The 20,888-nt window shown below is 60.4% G+C and carries 22 protein-coding genes; 14 read left to right on the forward strand and 8 right to left on the reverse strand.

Annotated elements, in window-relative coordinates; genetic code table 11:
• Nucleotides 1-8: 8 nt before the first annotated feature.
• Nucleotides 9-629, reverse strand: coding sequence for an RNA 2',3'-cyclic phosphodiesterase (gene thpR, locus DESLA_RS0112740; RefSeq protein ID WP_028572748.1), 621 nt, complete (start codon nt 627-629; stop codon nt 9-11).
• Between the two features lie 228 nt (nt 630-857).
• On the opposite strand from thpR, the gene DESLA_RS0112745 reads away from it, so the two are divergent.
• On the forward strand, nt 858-1,643 hold the full coding sequence (locus tag DESLA_RS0112745) for an HD-GYP domain-containing protein (protein WP_028572749.1): 786 nt from the start codon (nt 858-860) through the stop codon (nt 1,641-1,643).
• Between the two features lie 20 nt (nt 1,644-1,663).
• Here DESLA_RS0112745 and DESLA_RS0112750 read toward each other — a convergent pair whose 3' ends face one another.
• Entirely contained in the window at nt 1,664-2,167 is a 504-nt protein-coding gene (locus DESLA_RS0112750; protein ID WP_245590059.1) for a CinA family protein, read from the reverse strand.
• A gap of 245 nt (nt 2,168-2,412) precedes the next feature.
• Here DESLA_RS0112750 and DESLA_RS0112755 point away from each other — a divergent pair, with 245 nt between their 5' ends.
• Both DESLA_RS0112755 and DESLA_RS0112760 read left to right on the forward strand, forming a co-directional pair.
• Complete coding sequence (locus DESLA_RS0112755; RefSeq protein WP_051434660.1) at nt 2,413-3,267, forward strand: NAD(+)/NADH kinase; 855 nt, start codon at nt 2,413-2,415, stop codon at nt 3,265-3,267.
• A gap of 1 nt (nt 3,268) precedes the next feature.
• A complete protein-coding gene (locus DESLA_RS0112760; RefSeq protein WP_028572752.1) occupies nt 3,269-5,089 on the forward strand; it encodes a hypothetical protein in 1,821 nt (606 codons plus the stop codon).
• Nucleotides 5,090-5,144: 55 nt separating this feature from the next.
• On the opposite strand, the gene DESLA_RS0112765 is transcribed toward DESLA_RS0112760, so the two are convergent.
• The 4 genes from DESLA_RS0112765 to DESLA_RS0112780 all read right to left on the reverse strand — a co-directional run bounded on the left by DESLA_RS0112765 (nt 5,145) and on the right by DESLA_RS0112780 (nt 8,617).
• On the reverse strand, nt 5,145-7,508 hold the full coding sequence (locus DESLA_RS0112765) for a cysteine synthase (RefSeq protein ID WP_028572753.1): 2,364 nt from the start codon (nt 7,506-7,508) through the stop codon (nt 5,145-5,147).
• Nucleotides 7,509-7,556: 48 nt separating this feature from the next.
• Complete coding sequence (locus DESLA_RS0112770; RefSeq protein ID WP_028572754.1) at nt 7,557-7,799, reverse strand: hypothetical protein; 243 nt, start codon at nt 7,797-7,799, stop codon at nt 7,557-7,559.
• Nucleotides 7,796-8,239, reverse strand: a complete 444-nt coding sequence (gene rsfS, locus DESLA_RS0112775) for a ribosome silencing factor (RefSeq protein ID WP_245590060.1) — start codon at nt 8,237-8,239, stop codon at nt 7,796-7,798. Before rsfS ends, DESLA_RS0112770 begins: the two co-directional genes overlap by 4 nt.
• A gap of 171 nt (nt 8,240-8,410) precedes the next feature.
• A complete protein-coding gene (locus tag DESLA_RS0112780; RefSeq protein WP_028572756.1) occupies nt 8,411-8,617 on the reverse strand; it encodes a twin-arginine translocase TatA/TatE family subunit in 207 nt (68 codons plus the stop codon).
• A 190-nt stretch (nt 8,618-8,807) separates the two neighbouring features.
• Between DESLA_RS0112780 and DESLA_RS22960 the strand changes: the two genes are divergently transcribed.
• The 11 genes from DESLA_RS22960 (at nt 8,808) to DESLA_RS0112840 (ending at nt 18,914) form a co-directional block, all read left to right on the forward strand.
• Complete coding sequence (locus DESLA_RS22960; protein WP_156932956.1) at nt 8,808-9,215, forward strand: hypothetical protein; 408 nt, start codon at nt 8,808-8,810, stop codon at nt 9,213-9,215.
• Nucleotides 9,216-9,217: 2 nt separating this feature from the next.
• A complete protein-coding gene (locus DESLA_RS0112795; RefSeq protein WP_156932957.1) occupies nt 9,218-10,198 on the forward strand; it encodes a hypothetical protein in 981 nt (326 codons plus the stop codon).
• Nucleotides 10,195-10,845 (forward strand): HAD family hydrolase, encoded by a 651-nt coding sequence (locus DESLA_RS0112800; RefSeq protein WP_028572760.1) that lies wholly within the window; start codon nt 10,195-10,197, stop codon nt 10,843-10,845. Before DESLA_RS0112795 ends, DESLA_RS0112800 begins: the two co-directional genes overlap by 4 nt.
• A 37-nt stretch (nt 10,846-10,882) precedes the next feature.
• Nucleotides 10,883-11,182: a YggT family protein gene (locus tag DESLA_RS0112805; RefSeq protein ID WP_028572761.1), complete on the forward strand. Its 300-nt coding sequence runs from the start codon at nt 10,883-10,885 to the stop codon at nt 11,180-11,182.
• Between the two features lie 5 nt (nt 11,183-11,187).
• Nucleotides 11,188-11,523 (forward strand): DUF167 domain-containing protein, encoded by a 336-nt coding sequence (locus tag DESLA_RS0112810; protein WP_156932958.1) that lies wholly within the window; start codon nt 11,188-11,190, stop codon nt 11,521-11,523.
• Nucleotides 11,524-11,528: 5 nt separating this feature from the next.
• Nucleotides 11,529-11,759, forward strand: a complete 231-nt coding sequence (locus tag DESLA_RS0112815; RefSeq protein ID WP_028572763.1) for a DUF465 domain-containing protein — start codon at nt 11,529-11,531, stop codon at nt 11,757-11,759.
• Nucleotides 11,760-11,761: 2 nt separating this feature from the next.
• Nucleotides 11,762-13,456: a biosynthetic-type acetolactate synthase large subunit gene (ilvB, locus tag DESLA_RS0112820; RefSeq protein ID WP_028572764.1), complete on the forward strand. Its 1,695-nt coding sequence runs from the start codon at nt 11,762-11,764 to the stop codon at nt 13,454-13,456.
• 13 nt (nt 13,457-13,469) lie between these two features.
• On the forward strand, nt 13,470-13,955 hold the full coding sequence (gene ilvN, locus DESLA_RS0112825) for an acetolactate synthase small subunit (RefSeq protein WP_028572765.1): 486 nt from the start codon (nt 13,470-13,472) through the stop codon (nt 13,953-13,955).
• A 134-nt stretch (nt 13,956-14,089) separates the two neighbouring features.
• Complete coding sequence (gene ilvC / locus DESLA_RS0112830; RefSeq protein ID WP_028572766.1) at nt 14,090-15,079, forward strand: ketol-acid reductoisomerase; 990 nt, start codon at nt 14,090-14,092, stop codon at nt 15,077-15,079.
• A gap of 147 nt (nt 15,080-15,226) precedes the next feature.
• On the forward strand, nt 15,227-16,636 hold the full coding sequence (locus DESLA_RS0112835; protein ID WP_028572767.1) for a sigma-54-dependent transcriptional regulator: 1,410 nt from the start codon (nt 15,227-15,229) through the stop codon (nt 16,634-16,636).
• A gap of 4 nt (nt 16,637-16,640) precedes the next feature.
• The gene (locus DESLA_RS0112840; RefSeq protein WP_084032056.1) at nt 16,641-18,914 is read left to right on the forward strand and encodes a GspE/PulE family protein; all 2,274 of its coding nucleotides are present in this window, start codon (nt 16,641-16,643) and stop codon (nt 18,912-18,914) included.
• Nucleotides 18,915-19,050: 136 nt separating this feature from the next.
• Here DESLA_RS0112840 and DESLA_RS0112845 read toward each other — a convergent pair whose 3' ends face one another.
• Nucleotides 19,051-19,458, reverse strand: coding sequence for a F0F1 ATP synthase subunit epsilon (locus DESLA_RS0112845; protein WP_028572769.1), 408 nt, complete (start codon nt 19,456-19,458; stop codon nt 19,051-19,053).
• 18 nt (nt 19,459-19,476) lie between these two features.
• On the reverse strand, nt 19,477-20,883 hold the full coding sequence (gene atpD, locus DESLA_RS0112850; RefSeq protein ID WP_028572770.1) for a F0F1 ATP synthase subunit beta: 1,407 nt from the start codon (nt 20,881-20,883) through the stop codon (nt 19,477-19,479).
• Nucleotides 20,884-20,888: the final 5 nt, after the last annotated feature.

A 20,888-nucleotide genomic window follows, 5' to 3' on the forward strand; every position in this document is an offset into this window, starting at 1 on the left:
GGAGCCGATTATCCGAAGGCTCCCGTCGCCAGTCTCCATTCCGCCAGGGGCCGATAGTTCGGCCCTTCCGCGGACAAGCGGCTCTCCCAGAGCACCATCCGGTCCACGGTAATTTCCGGCCAGGAAATCGTTTCCACGAAGCGTAGGACCTCGCCCCAGGGTGAGGCGGATGATTGTCGACTTTCGCGCGAACTGCGGCACGCCTCGCCGCGATGGTCTTTTCGGGGCTGTTTGAGCCGTGCAATGGTCAGATGCGGCCGAAACAATCGCTCTTCTCGGGCAAAGCCCAGTTCCACGCAGACTTCCTCGATCCTGGCCGCCAATCGCCGGGTTCGGTTCGCACCTTTTCCCAGTCCCACCCAAAGGACGCGAGGCTTGCGCGGATCCGGGAAAAAACCTCCACCGCGCCCTTGCAAGACAAAGGCCTCTCCCGTACCCCCTCCGAAAAACTCGCTCAGGCGGGCCACATGCCCTTGGTCCGTTTCACCCAGAAATTTCAGCGTCAAATGCCAGTTTTCCGGTTTGGTCCAGGACGCACAGGCTCCGAGGACGGGCTTCCATTCAGTGATGACGCCCGCCAGGAGCCGTTGGTAGTCTCCGGGCAATGGCAAACCAATGAAGCAGCGCATGCTTTCCTCCTGGTCAGGATGTTCTTCGGAATCCATTCGACGTGGGCTCGCCATCCTCGATCAGTCAGTCCAGGAGCTTCATGCTGCCTCCGCGGCTTTGGTGATTGCTTGACGGCTGATTTTTGGACTTTTCCGCAGGGTTGAGGCAAGAAGATCGGATGTGGTCGGGGGAATGCTGGTCGAAATCCGTCCACGCCGGGAGATGAGGAAAAGCATTGGAGGAAGCTGATGCGGGATGTCACGGATGATCTTGTGCGGATCATGGAGCGGATTGCCGGTGGTGAATATGGAAGCGATCTCTTCCGGTACAGCACCGAGGAGCATCCGGAAATGATTCGCAGGATCGCCGAGGCCATGGGGATGATGATGGTCAAGGTGGAGGCCAGGGAGCAGCGAATTTTGATGGACCTGGAAGAACTCCGCGAGCGTCACGAAGTGTTCAAAAAAGCGGTGACCACCTTCGTGCTGGCCATGTCGTCCGCGATAGGGGCTCGCGATCCCTACACCCAGGGGCACGAGCAGCGTACCGCCGGGTATGCCTTGCGTCTGGCCCGAAGGGTCGGCTTGTCCAAGGAGGACGCCCAGTTTGTGTATCTCGGGGCCATGCTGCATGATATCGGCAAGCTCGGGTTTTCCGACAGGCTGTTCAGCGGCGAGGATTGTCGCGATTCGCCGGAATTGCTGCAAGCGATCAAGTCCCACCCCGAAATCGGAAGTTCCATCCTGCACTGGATCGACTTTCTCGGACCCGCCGTGGACGTGGTGCGTCACCATCACGAGCGTATGGACGGCTCAGGGTATCCGCAAGGTCTGGCCGGGGAGGACATTTCTTATTTTGCCCGGATCGTGGCCGTGGCTGATACCTTTGACGCCATTACCACGGATCGTCCCTACCAACCCGGCAAGACCATGCATGAAGGACTCGAGACTCTGAAAAACATCGCCGGAACCCATCTCGATCCGGCCCTGGTGGCCGCGTTTCAGGAGGAGATTCTGGAGAACGATTTGGAGTAGCCCTTTCCTTCCCCGCCTCTTCAGCCCGTTTGCCGAACCATGTCCAACATACCTTCCAGAGCCGCGCGGGCGCTCTGGTGCTTGATCTCCAGGCGCGTTCCGGAAAAGCGCCACAGTGCGCTGTGCGTCGCGTCGTCCAGGGCCCAGGCCATCCAGACCGTGCCCACGGACTTTTCCGGGGTTCCGCCGTCCGGACCGGCGATGCCGGAGACGGCCAGGGCGGCCTGGACGCCGAGGAGCCGCCGTGCGCCCTGAGCCATGGCCAGGACCGTCTCCCGGCTGACCGCTCCATGATTCGCCAGCACGGCCTCCGGCACACCAAGCACCCGCTGTTTGACGTGATTGGAATAGGCCACCACGCCCCCGGCGAACCAGCGAGAGCTGCCGGGAACGTTGGTCGCCTCGTGGGCGATCAGGCCGCCGGTGCAGGATTCGGCCGCGGCCAGCAGTGCCGTTCGGTCGAGCAGCTTCGCGCCGAGCACCCGGATGGTCTCTTCGAGTTCGGTATTCCCCATGTCGGTCATTGATTTCGTCTCCTTTGCCGGTCGCCTCTCTTTGGTGATGCCGGTTCGGCAATCCTTGATCCATGAATGGGTAAAGGGTAATGCCTTGCCTGGCAAGTACGTCGACACGGATCACCGATCCACCATAGCCGACGCCTTCGCGCAAGCACGCAGAGGCGCATCAAGGACCCTTCCCTCATGATTCAGTTTTTCTCCCGCCGAACTGCTCCGTTTTTTTCAATAGTTCGGCGTCATGGGATTTCGGCATGAACCGAATTCATCCCAAATCCATCCTTCTGGTGGCCAAGCGCGGTCATGGCGAAGCCCTCGGTCTGGCCGACGAAATCGCCGACTGGTTGACCCGCCGCGGGGTCGTTGCCCGGGTTACGGAAAACGAAGACGATCTCTCCCCGTGTCTGCCGGGCCAAAGCCAGACTCCTACCCTGGTCCTCGTTCTGGGCGGGGACGGGACCATGATCAGCGTGGCCCGGAAACTTTGCTCCAACGATATGGCGGTTCTGGGAATCAATTTCGCGCGGGTGGGCTTCCTGACGGAGTGTTCCAAGGAGGCCTGGGAGGAGGTCCTGGAGGGCATTCTGGCCGACGGAGCCGCCGTGTCCTCACGCCTGCTCCTGGACGTCCGTCTGGTCCGCGACGGGGCCACCCTGCTTTCAACCGTCGCGGTGAACGATATCGTGGTCGGTCGCGGTAATTTGGCCCGGTTGGTCAACCTGGAACTGTTTTTCGCGGACGAGCGGATCTCCGCCTTGCGGGCCGACGGTCTGGTGCTCTCCACACCCACCGGGGCTTCGGCCTATTCCTACTCCGCCGGGGGGCCGTTGATCTATCCGGAACTGGAGGTGATCTGCGCCACTCCGATCTGTTCGTTTCTGACGGAAGTCAAACCGTTCGTCTTTCCGGCAGACCAGGAAATCCGGGTCCGGGTGGACGAAGAGGCAACCGAGGTGTTCCTGACCCTTGACGGACAATCCGGGTGGCCGTTGCGCAAGGGGGACACCGTGCTGGTCGCCAGGTCGTCCCGGAAAATGCACCTGGTCAGGTATCCGGGGTCGTCCTATTTACAAAAACTCAAGGCCAAAGGTTTTCTCCGGGAGAGCTGACATGTCCGCCCATCTTCGCGCCGGTCCTTCTCCGGAGTTCCGGCTGGGGCATGATCCCCGGCTGGACGCCTGGATTCTGCATTTTCTCACCGAAAACAACCTGGACCACGCCACCAATCCGGAGGAGAACGCTTCACCGGAACAGATTCGGTTCATGGTGGATCTGGACGACGACCAGTTTTTTCCGGCCTGCACGGACTGGATGCTGGACTACCTGCTCAAGCAGGAGTTGGCCCCGGCCCTGCGCGCCGAGTACGCCCGGCATTGGAAAAGTCTGTTCCGTCTGGTCCGTGAGCAGATCACCGACCCGTATCTGCGGGACAAGATCATCGCCCTGTGTCAGTTCAAGTTTCGTTCCGCCCTGCACTCGTCCATCATCATCCCTTCGCGGTTGATCAAATGGATGCTGACGATCTTCATGAGCTACAGCGGGCTGGACGATCCGCTCCGGGACCGCAAACGCCGGGCCAACGCCCGGGCCTACGCCTTCACGCAGACCGCGTTGTACCACCGGATCGTCAGCGCCTGCCCTCAGGACATCATCGCCTGCACCAACATGGATCAGTTGCGGGAGGATCTGGACCTTCTGGAACTGAAGCGACTGGTGCGCCTGGCCACGTTGCACGGCATTTGGGAGGCCAAGGAGTTCCGCCTGCATAAGACCGTGGCCGAGTGGACCGACGTTCTCCCGGTTTGGGAGTCCAAGGAGATTCAGCCCGACGCCAAGACCTTGCTGGACGAAATGGACGCTCCCTGGCCGGAGTTTGAAGAATTGCGGGGCTATCTGTTCCAGAAGCGCCATGATTCCCTGAAGATTCTGTACCTGCCCGGCGAAAGCGGGGCCGTACTGTTCGACATTCTGATCGTCCGCTCCCTGATGCGTCAGGGCCACCGGGTCATCCTGGCCTTGAAGGAAGGATTCGACTTCATGGCTCCCACGGTCTGGGACGCGGACTACGACCCCGTGCTGGCCGAATCCCTGGACGACGCCTTTTTTCTCACGGATAACCAGGTTTCCAAAAATGAACTACTCAAACGGATCCGGGAAAATCAACTCCTGATGATTTCGGACGGCACCCGGGAGCGTCTGAATATGTACCGGACCAGCCTGACCTTCGCCAGGGCCTGGAAGGAGGCGAATTTGGTCCTGGCCAACGGACATGACCATTATCGTCGGCTGATCGCCGTGAGCCAGGGGTTTACCCGGGACATCGTCGCCTTTTACCGCGACGAGGACGGAAAAGTTTTTTTTTCATGCAAACCGCGCTCCGAGCGTATCCGGCACGTCACGGAGCGGGAACTGCTGGTCAAGGCCGAGAAGCTGATCGATGCCATGCGCCAGGCCAGGGCCGCGGGCAAGACCGTGATCTTTTACAGCGCCATTATCGGGTCCATTCCCGGACAGACCAAGACGGCCATCGCCGTGCTCAACGCCTTTGCCGCACACCTGCGCTCCAGACTGGAACAGTCCCTGATCATCAATCCCGCCGAACATTTCGAACCGGGGATGGACGGGGACGATCTGATGTACATGTGGGAGAAGGTTCAGCGCAGCGGATTCATCGACGTCTGGCGGTTCCAAACCGTGGAGGACATCGAACGCGCCTTTGAATTGCTGGGCCAAAAGATGCCTGCGGTCTGGAACGGCAAGGACGCCACGTATTCCACGGGCTGCACCAAGGAAATGAAAATCGCCCTGGACATGCAGAAACGGCACCCCGAACTCCAGATCATCGGCCCCGACCCGGCCAAATTCTTCCGTCGCCGGGAGTATGGGGTGGGCAAGTACTTCGATAGCAGCCTGGAACGGGCCTGGCGGTAGTCCGGGCGGGTTGAGGCTTTGAAAGGGTGGCCGTCAAATAACGACCAGAAAGCTGTCAGGAGGCGGAGAAGATCAGCGTCCGATCCGAGGTGTCCTGGATGCGGTAGTTGGCGGCTTCGATTTCCTGGCGCAGGGCGTCGGCCGTGGCGAAGTCCTTGTCGTTTCGGGCGGTTTCGCGTCGGGCGCAGAGGTCGCGAACGTGGTCCGGCAGGTCGGATGGGCGAAGGGGAACTTCGGTCCAATCCACCAAGCCCAGAACGGCGTCCAGGTACCGGAAGAGATCGACGCAGGCCGCGGCTTCCTGGGTGGAGAGGAGGTTCTGATTGATCGCGGCGTTGATTTCCCTGGTGCATTGGAACAGGGCAGGCCAAAAGGCGGGCAGGTTGAGGTCGTTTTCCAGGCAGTCCGTGAGAGCCTGTTTGACGTTGAACAGGGATTGACCGATATTTTGGCCGATATTCGTCGCGGGCTTCTTCGGTTCGGTATCCGGGGCGAGGGTGTGCAGCCTTGCCAGGGTCTGCTGAATGCGTCTCCAGTTTTTGAGCCACATTTCCAGACTTTCAGCGGAACATTGCAACGCGGTATGGTAGGAGCCGGAGAGCAGCCAGAAGCGCAGGACGAGGGGGGGGATGTCCATGACCGGAAGGGACGACAGGGAACAAGAGGTCTCCGACTCGGCGCAGATCGCGGACTGGGCCGTGATCCAGGCCTGGGGCTGGGTGTTGCCCACACCGCGCCAGATGGAGCAAAGGTTTTCCAGGTGCGGGAAGCGGTGGTCGTCGTCCCCGAGGACCAGGGTCAGTTCCGACGACTGACCGTGCAGAACCACACCGGCCATTTGCAGGTACCAACTGGGACGGACGTTGCCCCACTCGGTCTGGAGGAAGAAGCCGTCCTTGAGATCCGCCAGGGAGGTGCGCTTGAGCAGGGTGAAGTCCCGAGGATTGTCCTTGACGTAACCGTCCAGGTCCACGGTGGAGCCGGAGCGCAGTTTTTCCGGATCCACCCCGAGCAGATCCCCGTAGTGCTTGTCCCGGCGCACGTCGAAGTAGACCGAGCGCAGCTTCTCGTACCCGAGCCCCTTGCTGAGCAGCTTGCGGCAGGCCTGGAGCAGTTCCGGGGCGCACTGGCCCGCGGAGACGAAACGGACCCGGGAGGACACGCCCAGCCGTGCGGCAAGCTCACGAATCGTGGAAAGGGCTTGCTTTCCGGACACCTCCAGGCTCATTCCTCCGGCACGGGCAGCGGCCACGGCCCGGTCGTCCAGGTCGGCCACGCCCACCAGCACTTCGGCTCGATCACTGGCTTTGGCGTCCTTCTGATTGAGATACCTGGCCGCCACGTCCAGCAAAACGATGCGACGCCATGCTCCGAATCCGGTGATGTCGTCCAGGCTGGGGCCGGGGGTGAACAGGCGCATGGCCGACTTGCCGGGCCGTAACGCCGTCAACTTGCGTCGGCGCAAATCCCGGACCTGAACACCCTGCTCCTGAGGCGGGGCGAAAAGCGGGGTGCTCAGGTAGCGGATGCCGCCGTCCGGAAAGATGACCACCACCAGGGGGGGCGGGGCCGCCGGATGCTTCGCTGCCTGCTGGTCCAGTTCGCGAGCCAGTTGGAGCGCTCCGCTGAGCGCGGCCCCGGAACTCATGCCCGCGAAAATTCCTTCCTGATTGGCCAGTTTGCGGCAGAGGTCAAAGGCGGTCTCATCCTCCACGTTCAGAATCCGGTCCGGAGCGTGCTTGTCGTAGATACCCGGCGGATAGGACTCCTGCATGTTTTTCAGGCCCTGGATCTTGTGTCCGGCATAGGGTTCCACGGCCACGACCGTGATATCCGGATTGAGTTCCTTCAGCCGCTTCGTCAACCCCATCACGGTCCCAGACGTGCCCAGGGTGGCCACCACGTGGGTCGCCCGGCCTTCGGTCTGGTCCCAGATTTCCTGGGCCGTGGTCCGGTAGTGGGCCGCGATGCTGGCCGGATTGTTGAACTGGTCCATGAGCACGTAACGTTCCGGCTCCTCGCGGTGCAGCCGGTAGGCTTCCTCGATGGCCCCGTCCGTGCTCAGGTGCCCGGGCGTGAGGTGGATGGTCGCCCCGTAGGCCAGCATGATCCGTCTGCGTTCCTCCGAGGCTGACTCGGGCATGAGCAGCATCAGTTTGTACCCCTTGACCGCGCAGACCATGGCCAGGCCGATGCCGGTATTGCCGGAGGTGGCTTCGATGATCACCTTGTCCGGGGTCAGGATACCGGATGCTTCGGCCTGTTCGATCATGGCCAGGGCCACCCGGTCCTTGATGGAGCCGCCGGGATTGAACTCTTCGATCTTGGCCGCGATCCGGACCCCGGGAAAGGGGTTCAGCTTGCGCAAGGCCACCAGGGGGGTCTTGCCGATGAGCGAGAGAACATGGTCGTGAATCATGGCGATCCGGTGGGGCGTTGGGAAGCGGTTCGGCGAATGGCGCGATGATTAGAGATAGTCCTGGTCAATAGCGGCCTTGCCGTCCGCGTTGACCAGTTTCAGAAAGCGGGTCATCCGTTCGTCCACGGGAACGATGGGAAATTGGTTCTTGCAGACGTCGCATTGCGCCAGGGACGCCTGGGTCGGGGAGGACAGGGGCAGTTCGCGTCCGCAAAACGGACACGGATAGAGATAAATGATTTCCATGCGCGCCGGCTTGACCGGCAACAGGGCTTTTTGCCTGGCGTTCATGGCTTATCCGCGGGCGGTTCGGGGGTCGGAGCGTCGAGCAGGTGACGGGCCCGGGACCAGAGGCCGTCCAGGTTGTAGAATTCCCGGGCTTCTTCCTGGAAGATGTGCACCAGAACGTCGTTGCCGTCCACGAGAATCCATCGTCCTTCGGTATAGCCTTCCATGCCCAGATAGCCGATGCCCTGCTCGGCATAGCGTTCCAGAAGCCAGTCCGCCAGGGCTTGGGCGTGCCGGGCGCCTTGCGCCGAGCAGATGACCATCACGTCGGCCACGGCGGAAAAAGGGGTGACGTCCAGAACGGAGACGTCTTGGGCCTTTTTTTCTTCCAACCACCCGGCCACGGCCAGGGCCTTGCTTCGCGTGTCCTCGCTCAGGGCGCCGGGCATCTCGCGAGGTGTCGCTGCCAGGGTTTGCTCTTTTGTCGTGGGGCGTGTCTTCATGGGTGCGATTTTGGGCAATGTTGCGGTTTTGCGTGGTGTTGAAGTGGTGAATCAGGTATTGAGGATGCACGAAAAAAAACGGGCAATCCCCCGATTTCCGAGGAGGATTGCCCGGGAGTTTTGATTTCAGAGTGATTGGTCGGAGTCAATGGTAACTCTTGGGAGAAACTCTTAGGATTCTTTCGCGGTTTCCTTGGATTCCGTCGTCTCCTTTTGCTTCGCCGAAACCTCGATTTCCTCGGGTTCGGTGGTCGCCTTCTTGAAATTCTTGATGGCCCGGCCCATGCCGGAGCCGATTTCCGGGAGCTTGTTGGCTCCGAAGATGATCAGGATGATCACCAGCACCACAATGAGTTCTGTCATGCCTATTCCAAACATGCGATTTCCTCCTTGAGAAACATGGATGATCCCTACTCCGCCTTGGCCGAGAGGTCAATGATTCCGACCGGGAAAACATGCTTGGCCATCCGAGCGCGTTGTGGTAATTTGTATTCTTTCATTTCTTGCAAGAATGCCAGTTCGCGCCCGGCATGTGTTTGGCTTGAGCTTGGCTTGCATCTGATCCGTCATGTTGCCCGCATCTCCCAAGATTCTTCACTTTCCAGCTCGGTCGTGCCGCTTCTCCGTCCGGGATCGCTGCCTCAAGGCCTGGGCATGGCACCCTCTGGGGTCCGACCGGATGCAATGCCGGGTGGTTTCCATCTGGGAAGACGCCCATGATCGGGTCGTGGAGCAGGCCGACCAGTTGGCCTTGTCCATGGCCGACGCAGACGGGCTGCTCGCGGAGGTTGTCGCTCATCGACTCCAACCGGGCCTGCTTTGTCACGCGCACCGTCCGGCGGGGACGAGGACGGATTTGGATTGCATCTTTTTGCATGGACATTTATGTATGCGGCAAATGCCGCTGTGCACCGGTTCGTGTCCGAGTTACGCGACGCGCCCCGCCAGATCGTCCGAACAACCGGAGTCCGTTTGAACATGCCCCACATCCAAGAGGGTTCGCCCGAGCCTCTTGAGTCTCTTGATCACGCCCCCGGCGTTGCCGCGCCGTCGACTCAACCCGACCAGCCCCACGAGAACACCCAGCCGTTGATGCTCGTCGTTCCGTGGCTCCATCCGGAGATGGAGCCGGTTACGCTCCCGGCCGAAGCGCGTTTTTTCGACCCCGGCACCAGCCCAACGAGTGTCCCGGTGGGCACTCCGGGCAGATGGCTCCCGGCCGACGCACCGCTTTCCGAAGCCATGGCCGCGGCGTTTCTGCGCGAGTCCGCCGCGTTCGCCCTGGAGCGTGGTGGAAGCCGAGGCGCGCTGAACGTCAATGCTCTGACCGGCAATGATTTTTATGCCGGCTCGGCCCTTTCCATCCAGTCCGAACTGACCGGAGGAGCGCGGCGTCGAGACGATCCGGCGGTGCGGTGTCAGCAGCTTTTGCTGCTGGCTTGGCAGGTGGAGGAACAAGCATTGGAACTTCGAAGCTTGGACCAACATGTTCAAGCTGGATGGCGGGAACTGGACGAGGCGCTGGGCGTGGACGACACGGACGAGATTGAGGATCTTTCCGGAGAGCGCTTCGCGTTGGTTCCCGGAGATCGGGAGTCGATCCCGTCTTGGCGGCTGGTGCTGGAGGCCATGCTCTTTTTTGTTCCGCAAGGGACACTGCTGATGACGTCGCATCGGGAGATTATCGAAACCCTGGCCGACGAGCCGGATTGCTCCCTCGCCGATTGTTCCGGGAACGAGTCGAGCGATCTCGAAAGATTGCTCGCCAGCGTTCAGACCGAGGTGGCCAGGACCGTTCACGCGCCCGGCTGGAAGCTGGTCGGTGCGACGCGCTGTCCGACGGATAAACCGTGGCTGGAGCGGGAACACTTTTTGATCTGTCTTGGCCCCGATGTTTCCGGAACCCAAGGTCGTTCAGGGGCAAGCCCAAGAATGAACCCAGGAGCAAACCTGAAATGAGGACCGGTCCAAGCCAAGTCGCCGACCCTCGGCTCAAGGGCATCGTCCTGGACTGCGACGGCGTGATCCTGGACTCCTTTCAGGCCAATACGGTGTTCTACAACGCGCTGCGTCGCGGGGTGGGGCTTCCGGCCATGAACTCCGAGGAGGCGGCGTTCGTGCACAGCCATTCGGTGCATGAATCCCTGCTCCGGATCATTCCCGCCGACCGCTGGAACGAACTGGAAGCCGTCAAAAAGACAATTCGCTACCTGGACCTGATGCCTTATCTCCAACTGGAGCCGGGTCTGGAGCGGTTCCTGAAGACGGCCCGGTCCAAGGGGTTGCGTTTGGCCATCTGCACCAACCGGACCGACACCATGGGGGCGATTTTGGACCATTATCACCTGTCCGGCTTCTTCCACCCCGTGGAGACGGCGGCAACGGTGACCTTTCCCAAGCCGCATCCGGAGGGACTGAACAAGATTCTCGGCAAGTGGGGGCTACGTCGCTCGGAAATCGCCTTTATCGGCGACTCCGCTGTGGACGAACAGACCGCGGCCTCGGCCAGTGTCCGGTTTTGGGCCTACAAGAACGAACGGTTGCGCGGCGACGTCCTGATTCCGAACTTTGACATGCTTAGCCGGTGGCTGCTCAAGCGCGGCTGAGCCAACAAAAAACAAGCCAGCACCTCAAGGAGGTTGAATGGGTCTCACGGCCAACTTTATCTTTGCGGTGGCGTTCGTCTTGAACTCGATCCTGACCGTCTATTTCTGGATCGTGATCATTTCCGCCCTGATGTCCTGGATCAACCCCGATCCGTACAATCCAATCGTCCGCGCCTTGCGCTCGCTCACCGAGCCGGTCTTTCACAAGATCAGGAGCGTGATACCGTTCGTCATGGTCGGCGGGCTGGATCTCTCACCCATCGCGGTGCTGTTGGGGATCAAGTTCCTGCAAATTTTCCTGGTACAGTCCCTGTATCAATTCGCTGCCGGATTCTAGCCGCCGTGACCAAGGCCGTGGACCGGATTCTTCGCGACGACGGGCAGGGGTGGTTGCTGCCCGTCTGGGTGCAGCCCGGAGCCAAACGGGATCAGGTGTCCGGGATCGTCGACGGGCGGCTGAAGTTGCGGATCACCGCCCCGGCGGTGGACAACAAGGCGAATACGGCCTTAGCCGCGTATATCGCCGGACAGTTGGGGCTGCGTCGGAATCAGGTGGCGTTGGTCGCCGGGACCACCGGCAGAAAAAAAACGTTGCGCATTGTCGCGGAACAGGAACCCGACTGGGAGCGCTTGGCTCCCGCGGGCACGGAGCAACATGTACGAACAACCAAGGAGTAATGCCCATGGAACAGCATGAAATGGAACTCATTACCCGACTGGTGCCGGAAAACCCGGAGCTCGCCGAACTGTGGAACGATCACCAGGAATATGAAAAACAGCTGGCCAGGTTCGAGGGCAAGCCCTATCTTTCACCGTCGGAGGATGCCGAACTGAAGCTTTTGAAGAAGACGAAATTGGCCGGTAAGACGAAAATCCAGGTCATCCTGGACAAGCATCGAAAATCGGAGGCGTAATCATGGAACGGACGGGGGCGCAAGTCCTTCTGGAGTGTCTGCTCCAGGAGGGTGTGGAGTCAATCTTCGGGTTTCCAGGCGGCGCGGTCATCGATATCTACCACCATCTGCCGGAATACCCCGCGTTGCGGCATTTTCTGGTCCGCCACGAACAGGGGGCCATTCATGCCGCGGACGGGTACGCCCGAGCCACGGGCCGGGTCGGGGTCTGCCTGGTCACCAGTGGCCCGGGCGCGACCAACACGGTCACCGGCATTGCCACCGCCTACATGGACTCCATCCCCGTCGTGATTATCACCGGCCAGGTCCCCACGCCCTTGATCGGCAACGACGCATTCCAGGAAGTGGACATCGTCGGCATCTCAAGACCGTGCGTGAAGCACAATTATCTGGTCAAGGACGTGAAGGACCTGGCCTGGATCATCAAGCAGGCTTTCTACCTGGCCCGCACCGGGAGGCCCGGACCGGTACTGGTGGATCTGCCCAAGGACGTGCTCCAGGCCAAGACCGTTTTCGAATATCCGGAATCCATCTCCATGCGTAGCTATAATCCCAACCTCGCCCCCAACCGTCGCCAGGTGCGCAAGGTCACGGAACTGTTGCGGCGAAGCAGGCGGCCTCTGGTCTATTCCGGCGGCGGGGTGATTTCCTCGGACGCCGGCGAGGAGCTGACGTGGCTGTGCCGGACCCTGCGCATTCCGGTGACCTCCACGTTGATGGGCTTGGGCGCGTTTCCCGGCGACGATCCGCTCTGGCTGGGCATGCTGGGCATGCATGGGACCTACGCCGCGAACATGGCCGTGGGGCATACGGACCTGCTTCTGGCCGTGGGGGCGCGCTTCGACGACCGGGTGACCGGGAAAATCAGTTCTTTCGCCCCATCGGCCCAGGTGGTGCATATCGACGTGGACCCCACCTCGATTCGGAAAAACGTCAATGTGGACGTGCCCATCGTGGCCGATTGCCGCCAAGCCCTGCGCGGGATTCGCGAGGAATTGGAAATCTGCCCTGATCTGCCGGACTGGAGCGAGGCGCACCAGCCCTGGCTGGAGCAGGTCGGAGAATGGCAACGCGACCACCCCCTGCGGTACACGTTCAGCGAAGAACCGATCAAGCCGCAATTCGTGGTGGAAAAGATCTACGAATTGACCAAGGGCGAGGCGATCATCACCACGGAAGTTGGGCAAAACCAGATGTGGGCTGCCCAATTTTCCAAATTTCACCGTCCTCGCACCTTCCTCACCTCCGGCGGATTGGGGACCATGGGCTACGGCTTTCCCGCGGCCATCGGAGCCCAGGTGGCCTTTCCGGACAAGCTGGTGATCGACATCGCCGGCGACGGTTCCATCCAGATGAACATCCAGGAAATGGCCACCGCGGTGAGCTACAACATCCCGGTGAAGATCGTGATTTTGAACAACGGTTACCTGGGGATGGTCCGGCAGTGGCAGGAGCTGTTTTACGCCAAGAACTACTGTTCCACCTGCATGCATCTCAATCCGGACTTCGTGAAACTGGCCGAGGCCTACGGCGCGGCCGGGTTCCGGGTGACAAGGGCCGCGGATGTGGAACGGGTGCTCAAGGAAGCCTTCGCGGTCCCCGGACCGGCCATCGTGGACGTGGTCGTGGAACCCGAGGAAAACGTTTATCCCATGGTTCCGGCCGGCGCCGCGCTGACCGACATGCTGCTGGTGTAAAGGAGGCCCTTCCATGCGTCATGTGCTGTCCGTACTTGTTGAAAATGAACCCGGAGTGCTGTCCCGGGTGGTCGGTCTGTTCAGCGGCCGCGGCTTCAACATCGAAACCCTGAATGTCGGTCCGACGTTGGAGGACGGTCTTTCCCTGATGACCATCACCACCTCCGGCGAAGAACAGATCATTGAGCAGATCACCAAGCAGCTGCGCAAGCTGGTGACCGTGGTCAAGGTCGTTGATTTAACCCACCTGCAGTCCGTGGAACGGGAAATGGTGCTGATCAAGGTTAACGCCGAGGACGAACGCCGGGCTGAAGTGCTGCGGATCGCGGACATCTTCCGTTGCAAGGTCGTTGACGTCAGCGGCAACGACCTGACCCTGGAAATCACCGGTGATCAGGGCAAAATCAGGGCCATCGTCAGCCTGTTGCAACGATTCGGCATCAAGGAGTTCGCCCGCACCGGCACCGTGGCCATGCGCCGCAGTATGCAGGTGGACTGATTTTTATACTATTTTTTCGGCAAGATACCATTGAGAATCGGCTCAGATCATTCGCGAATTCAAGTTCGTCGCTTTGGCGATTGCCTTGTTGTCGCGGGACACAGGTACGCATTATGAACAGAAAAGGAGAAGGAATGCGCGTATATTACGAACAGGACGCCCCATTGGAGCCGTTGATCGGCAAAACCGTGGCCATCATCGGATATGGCAGTCAGGGACATGCCCATGCCCAGAATCTGCGGGATTCCGGCTGCAACGTGGTCATCGGGCAGCGGCCCGGCGGAGAGAACTGGCGTTTGGCCAAGGAGCACGGTTTCGAGCCCATGAGCGCCGCGGACGCGGCCAAGACCGCCGACGTGATCCAGATCCTGGTCCAGGACCAGTATCAGCCCAAGGTTTACCAGGAGGAAGTTCTGCCGAACCTTACGGCCGGCAAGACCCTGGTTTTCGCTCACGGGTTCAATATCCATTTCAATCAGATCCTGCCTCCCAAAGACGTGGACGTGGTCATGGTCGCCCCCAAGGGGCCGGGACACTTAGTGCGCCGGGAGTATGAACGCGGAGGCGGCGTACCGGCCCTGGTGGCCGTGCATCAGGACGCCACGGGTCAAGCCCTGGCAATGGCCCTGGCCTATGCCCGGGGTATCGGTTCAACCCGTTCCGGGGTCTTGCAGACCACCTTCCAGGAAGAAACCGAGACCGATCTTTTCGGCGAACAGGCCGTGCTCTGCGGTGGGGTGAGCGCCCTGATCCGGGCTGGCTACGAAACCTTGATCGAGGCCGGGTACCAGCCCGAGGTGGCTTATTTTGAATGCATGCACGAACTGAAGCTGATCGTGGACCTGCTGTACGAGGGCGGGTTCAAGAAGATGCATCACTCCATCAGCGATACCGCTGAATACGGCGACCTGACCCGCGGACCGCGTTTGGTGGACGGACGGGTCAAGCAGGAAATGAAGCGGGTTCTGGAGGAGATCCAGCAAGGCCGGTTCGCCAAGGAGTGGATACTGGAGAACCAGGCTGGTCGTCCCGCCTTTTACGCGCTGCGCAGACAGGTGGAGGAGCATCCCATCGAGGAAGTCGGCGATCGGTTGCGGGGCATGATGGCCTGGCTGCAAAAGTAGCCTGTTGCGCACAGCGTAAACGGCTTCCGCCGTGCCCCATCCATCCGTCCCGCCTTCGCCCTGGTTCGAAGGCGGGATTTTTTTTATCACGCCCTTTGCCGGTATCCCCCCATGCCCCACACGTCCCCTACCTCCCATACTTCCCCAATGCCCCCCGCCAAGCCCGTTGTCCTGGTGATCGACGATGAACCCGGCCATCGGCTGATGATCCGCGCCGTTTTGGAGGACGTTGGCTGGGCGGTGCTGGAGGCCGCGGACGGTGGCGAAGGCCTGGAAGCGTGCAGCGGGAAGGCGAACCTGGATGCCGTCCTTTTGGACATCCGCCTGCCGGACCGGGACGGCATCGCGATTCTTCAGGAGATCAAGGCCCTGCATCCGCGATTGCCCGTGATCATGCTCACGGCCTTCGGCAGCGTCGGTTCGGCCGTGGAAGCCATGAAGTTGGGAGCGTTCGACTACCTGACCAAGCCGGCGGACAATGAAGAACTGAAGGCTGTTCTGCTTAAGGCCCGCGATTACCTGGGCCTGGTCCGGGAAAACCAGGACTTGCGCCGGGCCCTGGGGGAGGAGGATGGGAGCCCCAGACTGGTGGGCCAGAGCCCGGCCATGCAGCGGGTCCTTGATTTGATCCATCAGGTCGGGCCCACCGAGGCCACGGTCCTGGTTCTGGGCGAATCCGGCACCGGCAAGGAATTGGTAGTCAAGGCGATCCACGCATCCAGCCTGCGGCATGCCGGCCCGTTGGTGGAAATCAACTGCGCGGCCTTGCCCGGCGAACTCCTGGAGAGCGAGCTGTTCGGCTACGTCAAGGGCGCTTTTACCGGAGCGGTGAGTAACAAGCCCGGTCGGTTTCAACTGGCCGAAAAGGGGACCTTGTTCCTGGATGAAGTTGGTGACATGCCCCCATCCCTGCAAGCCAAATTATTGCGGGCGCTCCAGGAGCGCACCGTGGAGCCGTTGGGGGGGACCCAGACCGTACAGGTGGACGTGCGCATCATTGCCGCGACCCACCAGGATCTGCCCAAGCTGGTGTCCTCCGGGGCGTTCCGCGAAGATTTATACTTCCGGTTGAACGTCCTGGAGATCAAACTGCCTCCGCTTCGAGAACGGCTTGAGGATCTCCCCCTGTTGACCCGCCATCTTTTGCACAAATTGTCCTTGAAAAATCGCAAACCTTTTCGAGACATGGGGCCGGGATTTTTGGAAATCCTCACGGCCTACCTCTGGCCCGGCAACGTCCGCGAACTGGAAAACGTGCTGGAACGGGCCTTGATTCTGGCCCGCTCGGACATGCTGACGCCGGACTTGTTGCCGGATCATGTCCGGGAGACCGAAAAACCATCTCCGCTTTCCGCCGTATCTACCCAAAAATCCATCCAGCATGCCCGCTTCGAGGGTGTTGCCGATGAACCTTCATTCGACGCCGCTGAACGCCAGGTACTGGTTTCCGCCTTGGAAGCGCAGGGCGGCCATCGGGGCAAAACGGCCGAGGCGTTGGGGATAAGCCGCAGAACATTACAATACAAGCTGAACAAACACGGACTGACGTCACGGTGAAAACATGAGCGAGAATTCTCTCTCCAAGACCGCCCAAAGCCCGCAATCCGGGTGCGATGCCCAGGTCCTGTTCAATTCCGTGGTGGAGCGGATTTATCTGGCGGACCGCTTCCACGACCTGCTTCCAGATATCGAAGCCTCTTTGCTGCACTTATTGCGGGCCGAACGTTTGACGGTCTATCAGCGCTTGCGCGCCGACCAGGTGATCGTCTCCAAGTTCAAAAGCGGGGATGAGATCAAGGAGATTCGCGTCCCGCTCTCCCCCACCTCCATTGCCGGATACGTGGCATTGAATCAGGCCCACTTGTTGATCCGGGATGTATACGACGCCGATGAACTGCAACGGATCCATCCCGCCTTGCGCTTCAACATGGGCTTTGATCAGCGGACCGGTTTCCGGAGTCGGTCCATGGTTGTAGTTCCCATCACTCACAAAGGCGTCGGGCTCGGCGTGATGCAGCTTCTGAACTGCACGGCCGGGCCGTCATTTTGTGAGGTCGATCTACGCAACGCGGTCAAGCTGGCGACGATCCTTGGACAAAAATTCTCCGCGGAGTTTCAGGGCACGAACGGGCCTTTCGAATATCTTCTACTCAAGAACCGGATATCCAGGGAGCAAGTCGAGCAGGTACGTCGTCGCGTCGAGGAGGAGGGCGGAGATGTCTGCACGCTGCTGATCAACGAGGCCGGTCTGCGGCCCGACGAAGTGGGGCACTCCCTGGAACGGTTCTACCAAGTGCCCTTTCATGCCCATGATCCGAACCTGACCCCGGCCCTGGACTTGGTTCGCCACGTTTCCGTGGACTATCTGCGCAACCAGAACTGGATTCCCCTGTCCGGGAACGCGGACGAGGTCGTGATTCTGATCGACAATCCGTCGGACATGCAGCGGATCACGGAAATCCAGAAGATCGTCAAAGCCGAACGGTACGTCTTCCGTATTGGGCTGCCCGAAGACATTCAGCGTTACCTTGGGCAGGATCTGCGGGCCAAGGATGAGGCGGACATCTCGGACTTGGTTGTCCGCCTGGAGGAAGAGGGTGGGGCCTGTGAGCTGACGGAAGACGTGGACGACACCCTCAGCGAGAACACGGCCACGGTGATTCAATTGGTCAACAAACTGATCCTGGAAGCCCACCGCCAGAATGCCTCGGACATCCACATTGAACCGGAAAAAGGGGCTGCTCCGGCCCTGGTCCGGTACCGCGTGGACGGCTTGTGTCGTCCGACCTTGCGGATACCGGCCAGCCACGTCCGGGCGGTCATCGCCCGGATTAAGGTCATGTCCGGGTTGGATATTTCCGAGCGCCGCAAGCCACAGGACGGAAAATGTCTGGTCCGTCTGGCCGACACTCCTCTGGAGCTGCGCGTGGTGACCATGCCCACGGTGAACGGGGAGAGCGCCGTATTGCGGCTCTTGGCCGCAAGCCGGGCCCTGCCTCTGGAGAAACTGGCCTTGTCTCCAGGGAACATGGACCGAACCCTGGAACTGATTTCACGACCCCACGGCATCTTCCTGGTGGTCGGCCCCACCGGTTCGGGCAAGACCACGACCCTGCACGCGGTTCTTGGGCATATCAACAAACCGGACCGGAAAATCTGGGCCGCCGAAGACCCGGTGGAGATCACCCAGCCGGGGTTGCAGCAGCTTCAAGTCCAGCCCAAGATCGGGATGACCTTTGCCTCGGCGCTGCGCTCTTTCCTGCGAGCCGACCCGGACGTGATCATGATCGGCGAAATGCGGGACGCGGAAACGGCCCAAGCAGGGGTGGAAGCGTCGCTCACCGGGCACCTGGTCTTCTCAACCCTGCACACGAATTCCGCCCCCGAAACCCTGGTTCGACTTCTGGACATGGGCATTGAACCCATCATTTTTTCCGACGCCGTACTGGGCGTTCTGGCCCAACGTTTGCTGCGCACACTCTGCGAAAAGTGCAAGACGCCCTACACGCCGTCTTCCGATGAACTGGAAGCGATCGTGCATCAATACGGCGAAGAGTATGTCGACGAGTTGGGTTTGGCCGACGGCCCGCCGCCCCTGTATCGAGCGGTGGGTTGCCCTGCGTGCGGAAATTCCGGATACAAAGGGCGCATGGGAGTCCATGAGCTCCTGGTGGGTACCCCTGAAATCCGTGCCCTCATAGCAGGCAAGGCCGGGGCCGCGGAACTGCGTCGGCAAGCCATGGCGCAAGGCATGCGGACGCTGATGCAGGACGGGATTCAAAAAGTCCTGAGGGGCTGGAGCGATTTTGAGCAGGTCCGGAGAATCGCCGTGTGACCGACATCGCTCTGGTTTAGGATGAGCGATGGGGACGCCCAAAAAAAACGAAAGCGGATCAATTGATCCGCTTTCGTCATATCCGGCTTCCACTGTCATTATTGACGCCGGTTTTGGTTCATTTTGGCTGAAGAGACTAGACAGCCAGGTTGCGTGTCTTCATTCGCGCCAGGGCGCGTTGGAGTGCGGCCTGGGATCTGGCAAAGTCGATCTGGGCCTTTTGTTCGACAAGCCGATTTTCGGCTCGCTCCCTGGCCTTTCTGGCCCGTTCCAGGTCGATCTCCTCGGCCCGCTCGGCCACTTCCGCCAGGACGCTTATCTTGTTCGAGGAAACTTCGGCAAAGCCGCCGGAGAGAAAAATCCAGTGCTTTCGTCCGTCCTTGTTGTAGTGCAGACTGCCGACGCCCAGGGCCGACAGAAAGGGCGCGTGGTCCGGCAGGATGCCGAACTCGCCGTTGTACCCCGGAGCACCGACAAACTCGACGTCCTCACTGAGCAGCTTCCGGTCGGGAGTGACGATTTCCAAGTGTATGGTCTTGGCCATAATCTGCCACCTTCCAGCTTAGAAGTTCTTCGCGTTTTCCAACGCTTCCTCAATGGTGCCGACCATGTAGAAGGCCTGTTCAGAGATATCGTCGTGCTTACCTTCGATGATTTCCTTGAATCCGCGAATGGTATCCTCCAGCTTCACATAACGGCCTTCCTTGCCGGTGAACTGCGCGGCGACGAAGAAGGGCTGGGACAGGAAGCGCTGGATTTTCCGGGCGCGGGACACGGTGAGCTTATCATCGTCGGACAGTTCGTCCATGCCCAGAATAGCGATGATGTCCTGCAGATCCTTGTACTTCTGAAGGATCATCTGCAACTGCCGAGCGGTATCGTAGTGCTCGTTGCCCAGAACAAGCGGGTCCAGAATGCTGGACGTGGAGTCCAGCGGGTCCACCGCCGGATAAATGCCCAACTCCGCGATCTGTCGCGAAAGAACGATGGTTCCGTTCAAGTGGGCAAAGGTGGTGGCCGGCGCGGGGTCGGTCAAGTCGTCGGCGGGAACGTATACGGCCTGCACCGATGTGATGGACCCCTTGGTGGTGGAGGTGATCCGTTCCTGGAGTTCACCAAGGTCCGTGCCCAAAGTCGGCTGATACCCCACCGCGGAGGGCATACGGCCCAGAAGCGCGGAGACCTCGGAACCTGCCTGGGTGAACCGGAAGATGTTGTCCACGAAGAGCAGCACGTCCTGGCCTTCCTCGTCGCGGAAGTATTCCGCGGAAGCCAGAGCGGTCAGCGCGACGCGGGCCCGGGCTCCTGGAGGCTCGTTCATCTGGCCGTAGATCAACACGGCTTTTTCGATAACCCCGGCGTCTTTCATTTCGTGGTACAGGTCGTTCCCTTCACGAGTCCGTTCGCCAACACCGGCAAACACGGAAATACCGCCGTGCTGCTTGGCGATGTTATTGATCATCTCCATCAAGATAACGGTCTTTCCCACGCCGGCGCCGCCGAACATGCCGATCTTGCCGCCCTTGGGAAAGGGGATCAGCAAGTCGATGACCTTTACACCGGTTTCCAGCAGTTCAACCTTGGTGCTCTGCTCGGTGAAGCTGGGTGCCGCCCGGTGGATGGGCATCATTTTCGTGGAGTCGATGGGACCGAGTTCATCCACGGGACGACCGACCACGTTCATGATGCGACCAAGAGCGGGCTTGCCGACGGGAATCATGATCGGCTTGCCGGTGGCCTTGGCCACGTTGCCCCGAACCAGACCGTCCGTGGCGTCCATGGCAATGCAGCGGACCAGGTTGTTTCCAAGGTGCTGCGCCACTTCGACCACCAGGTCGGGAGCGTCTTCATTGTTGGTGTTGTTGATTTCCAACGCACTTAAAATGTTGGGCAACTTTCCTTCCGGAAAGGCCACGTCCACGACTGGCCCAATGACTTGCGCCACCTTTCCTTCCATAAGTTCACTCATCTACT

Source organism: Desulfonatronum lacustre DSM 10312 (genome assembly GCF_000519265.1).
GTDB lineage: Bacteria > Desulfobacterota > Desulfovibrionia > Desulfovibrionales > Desulfonatronaceae > Desulfonatronum > Desulfonatronum lacustre.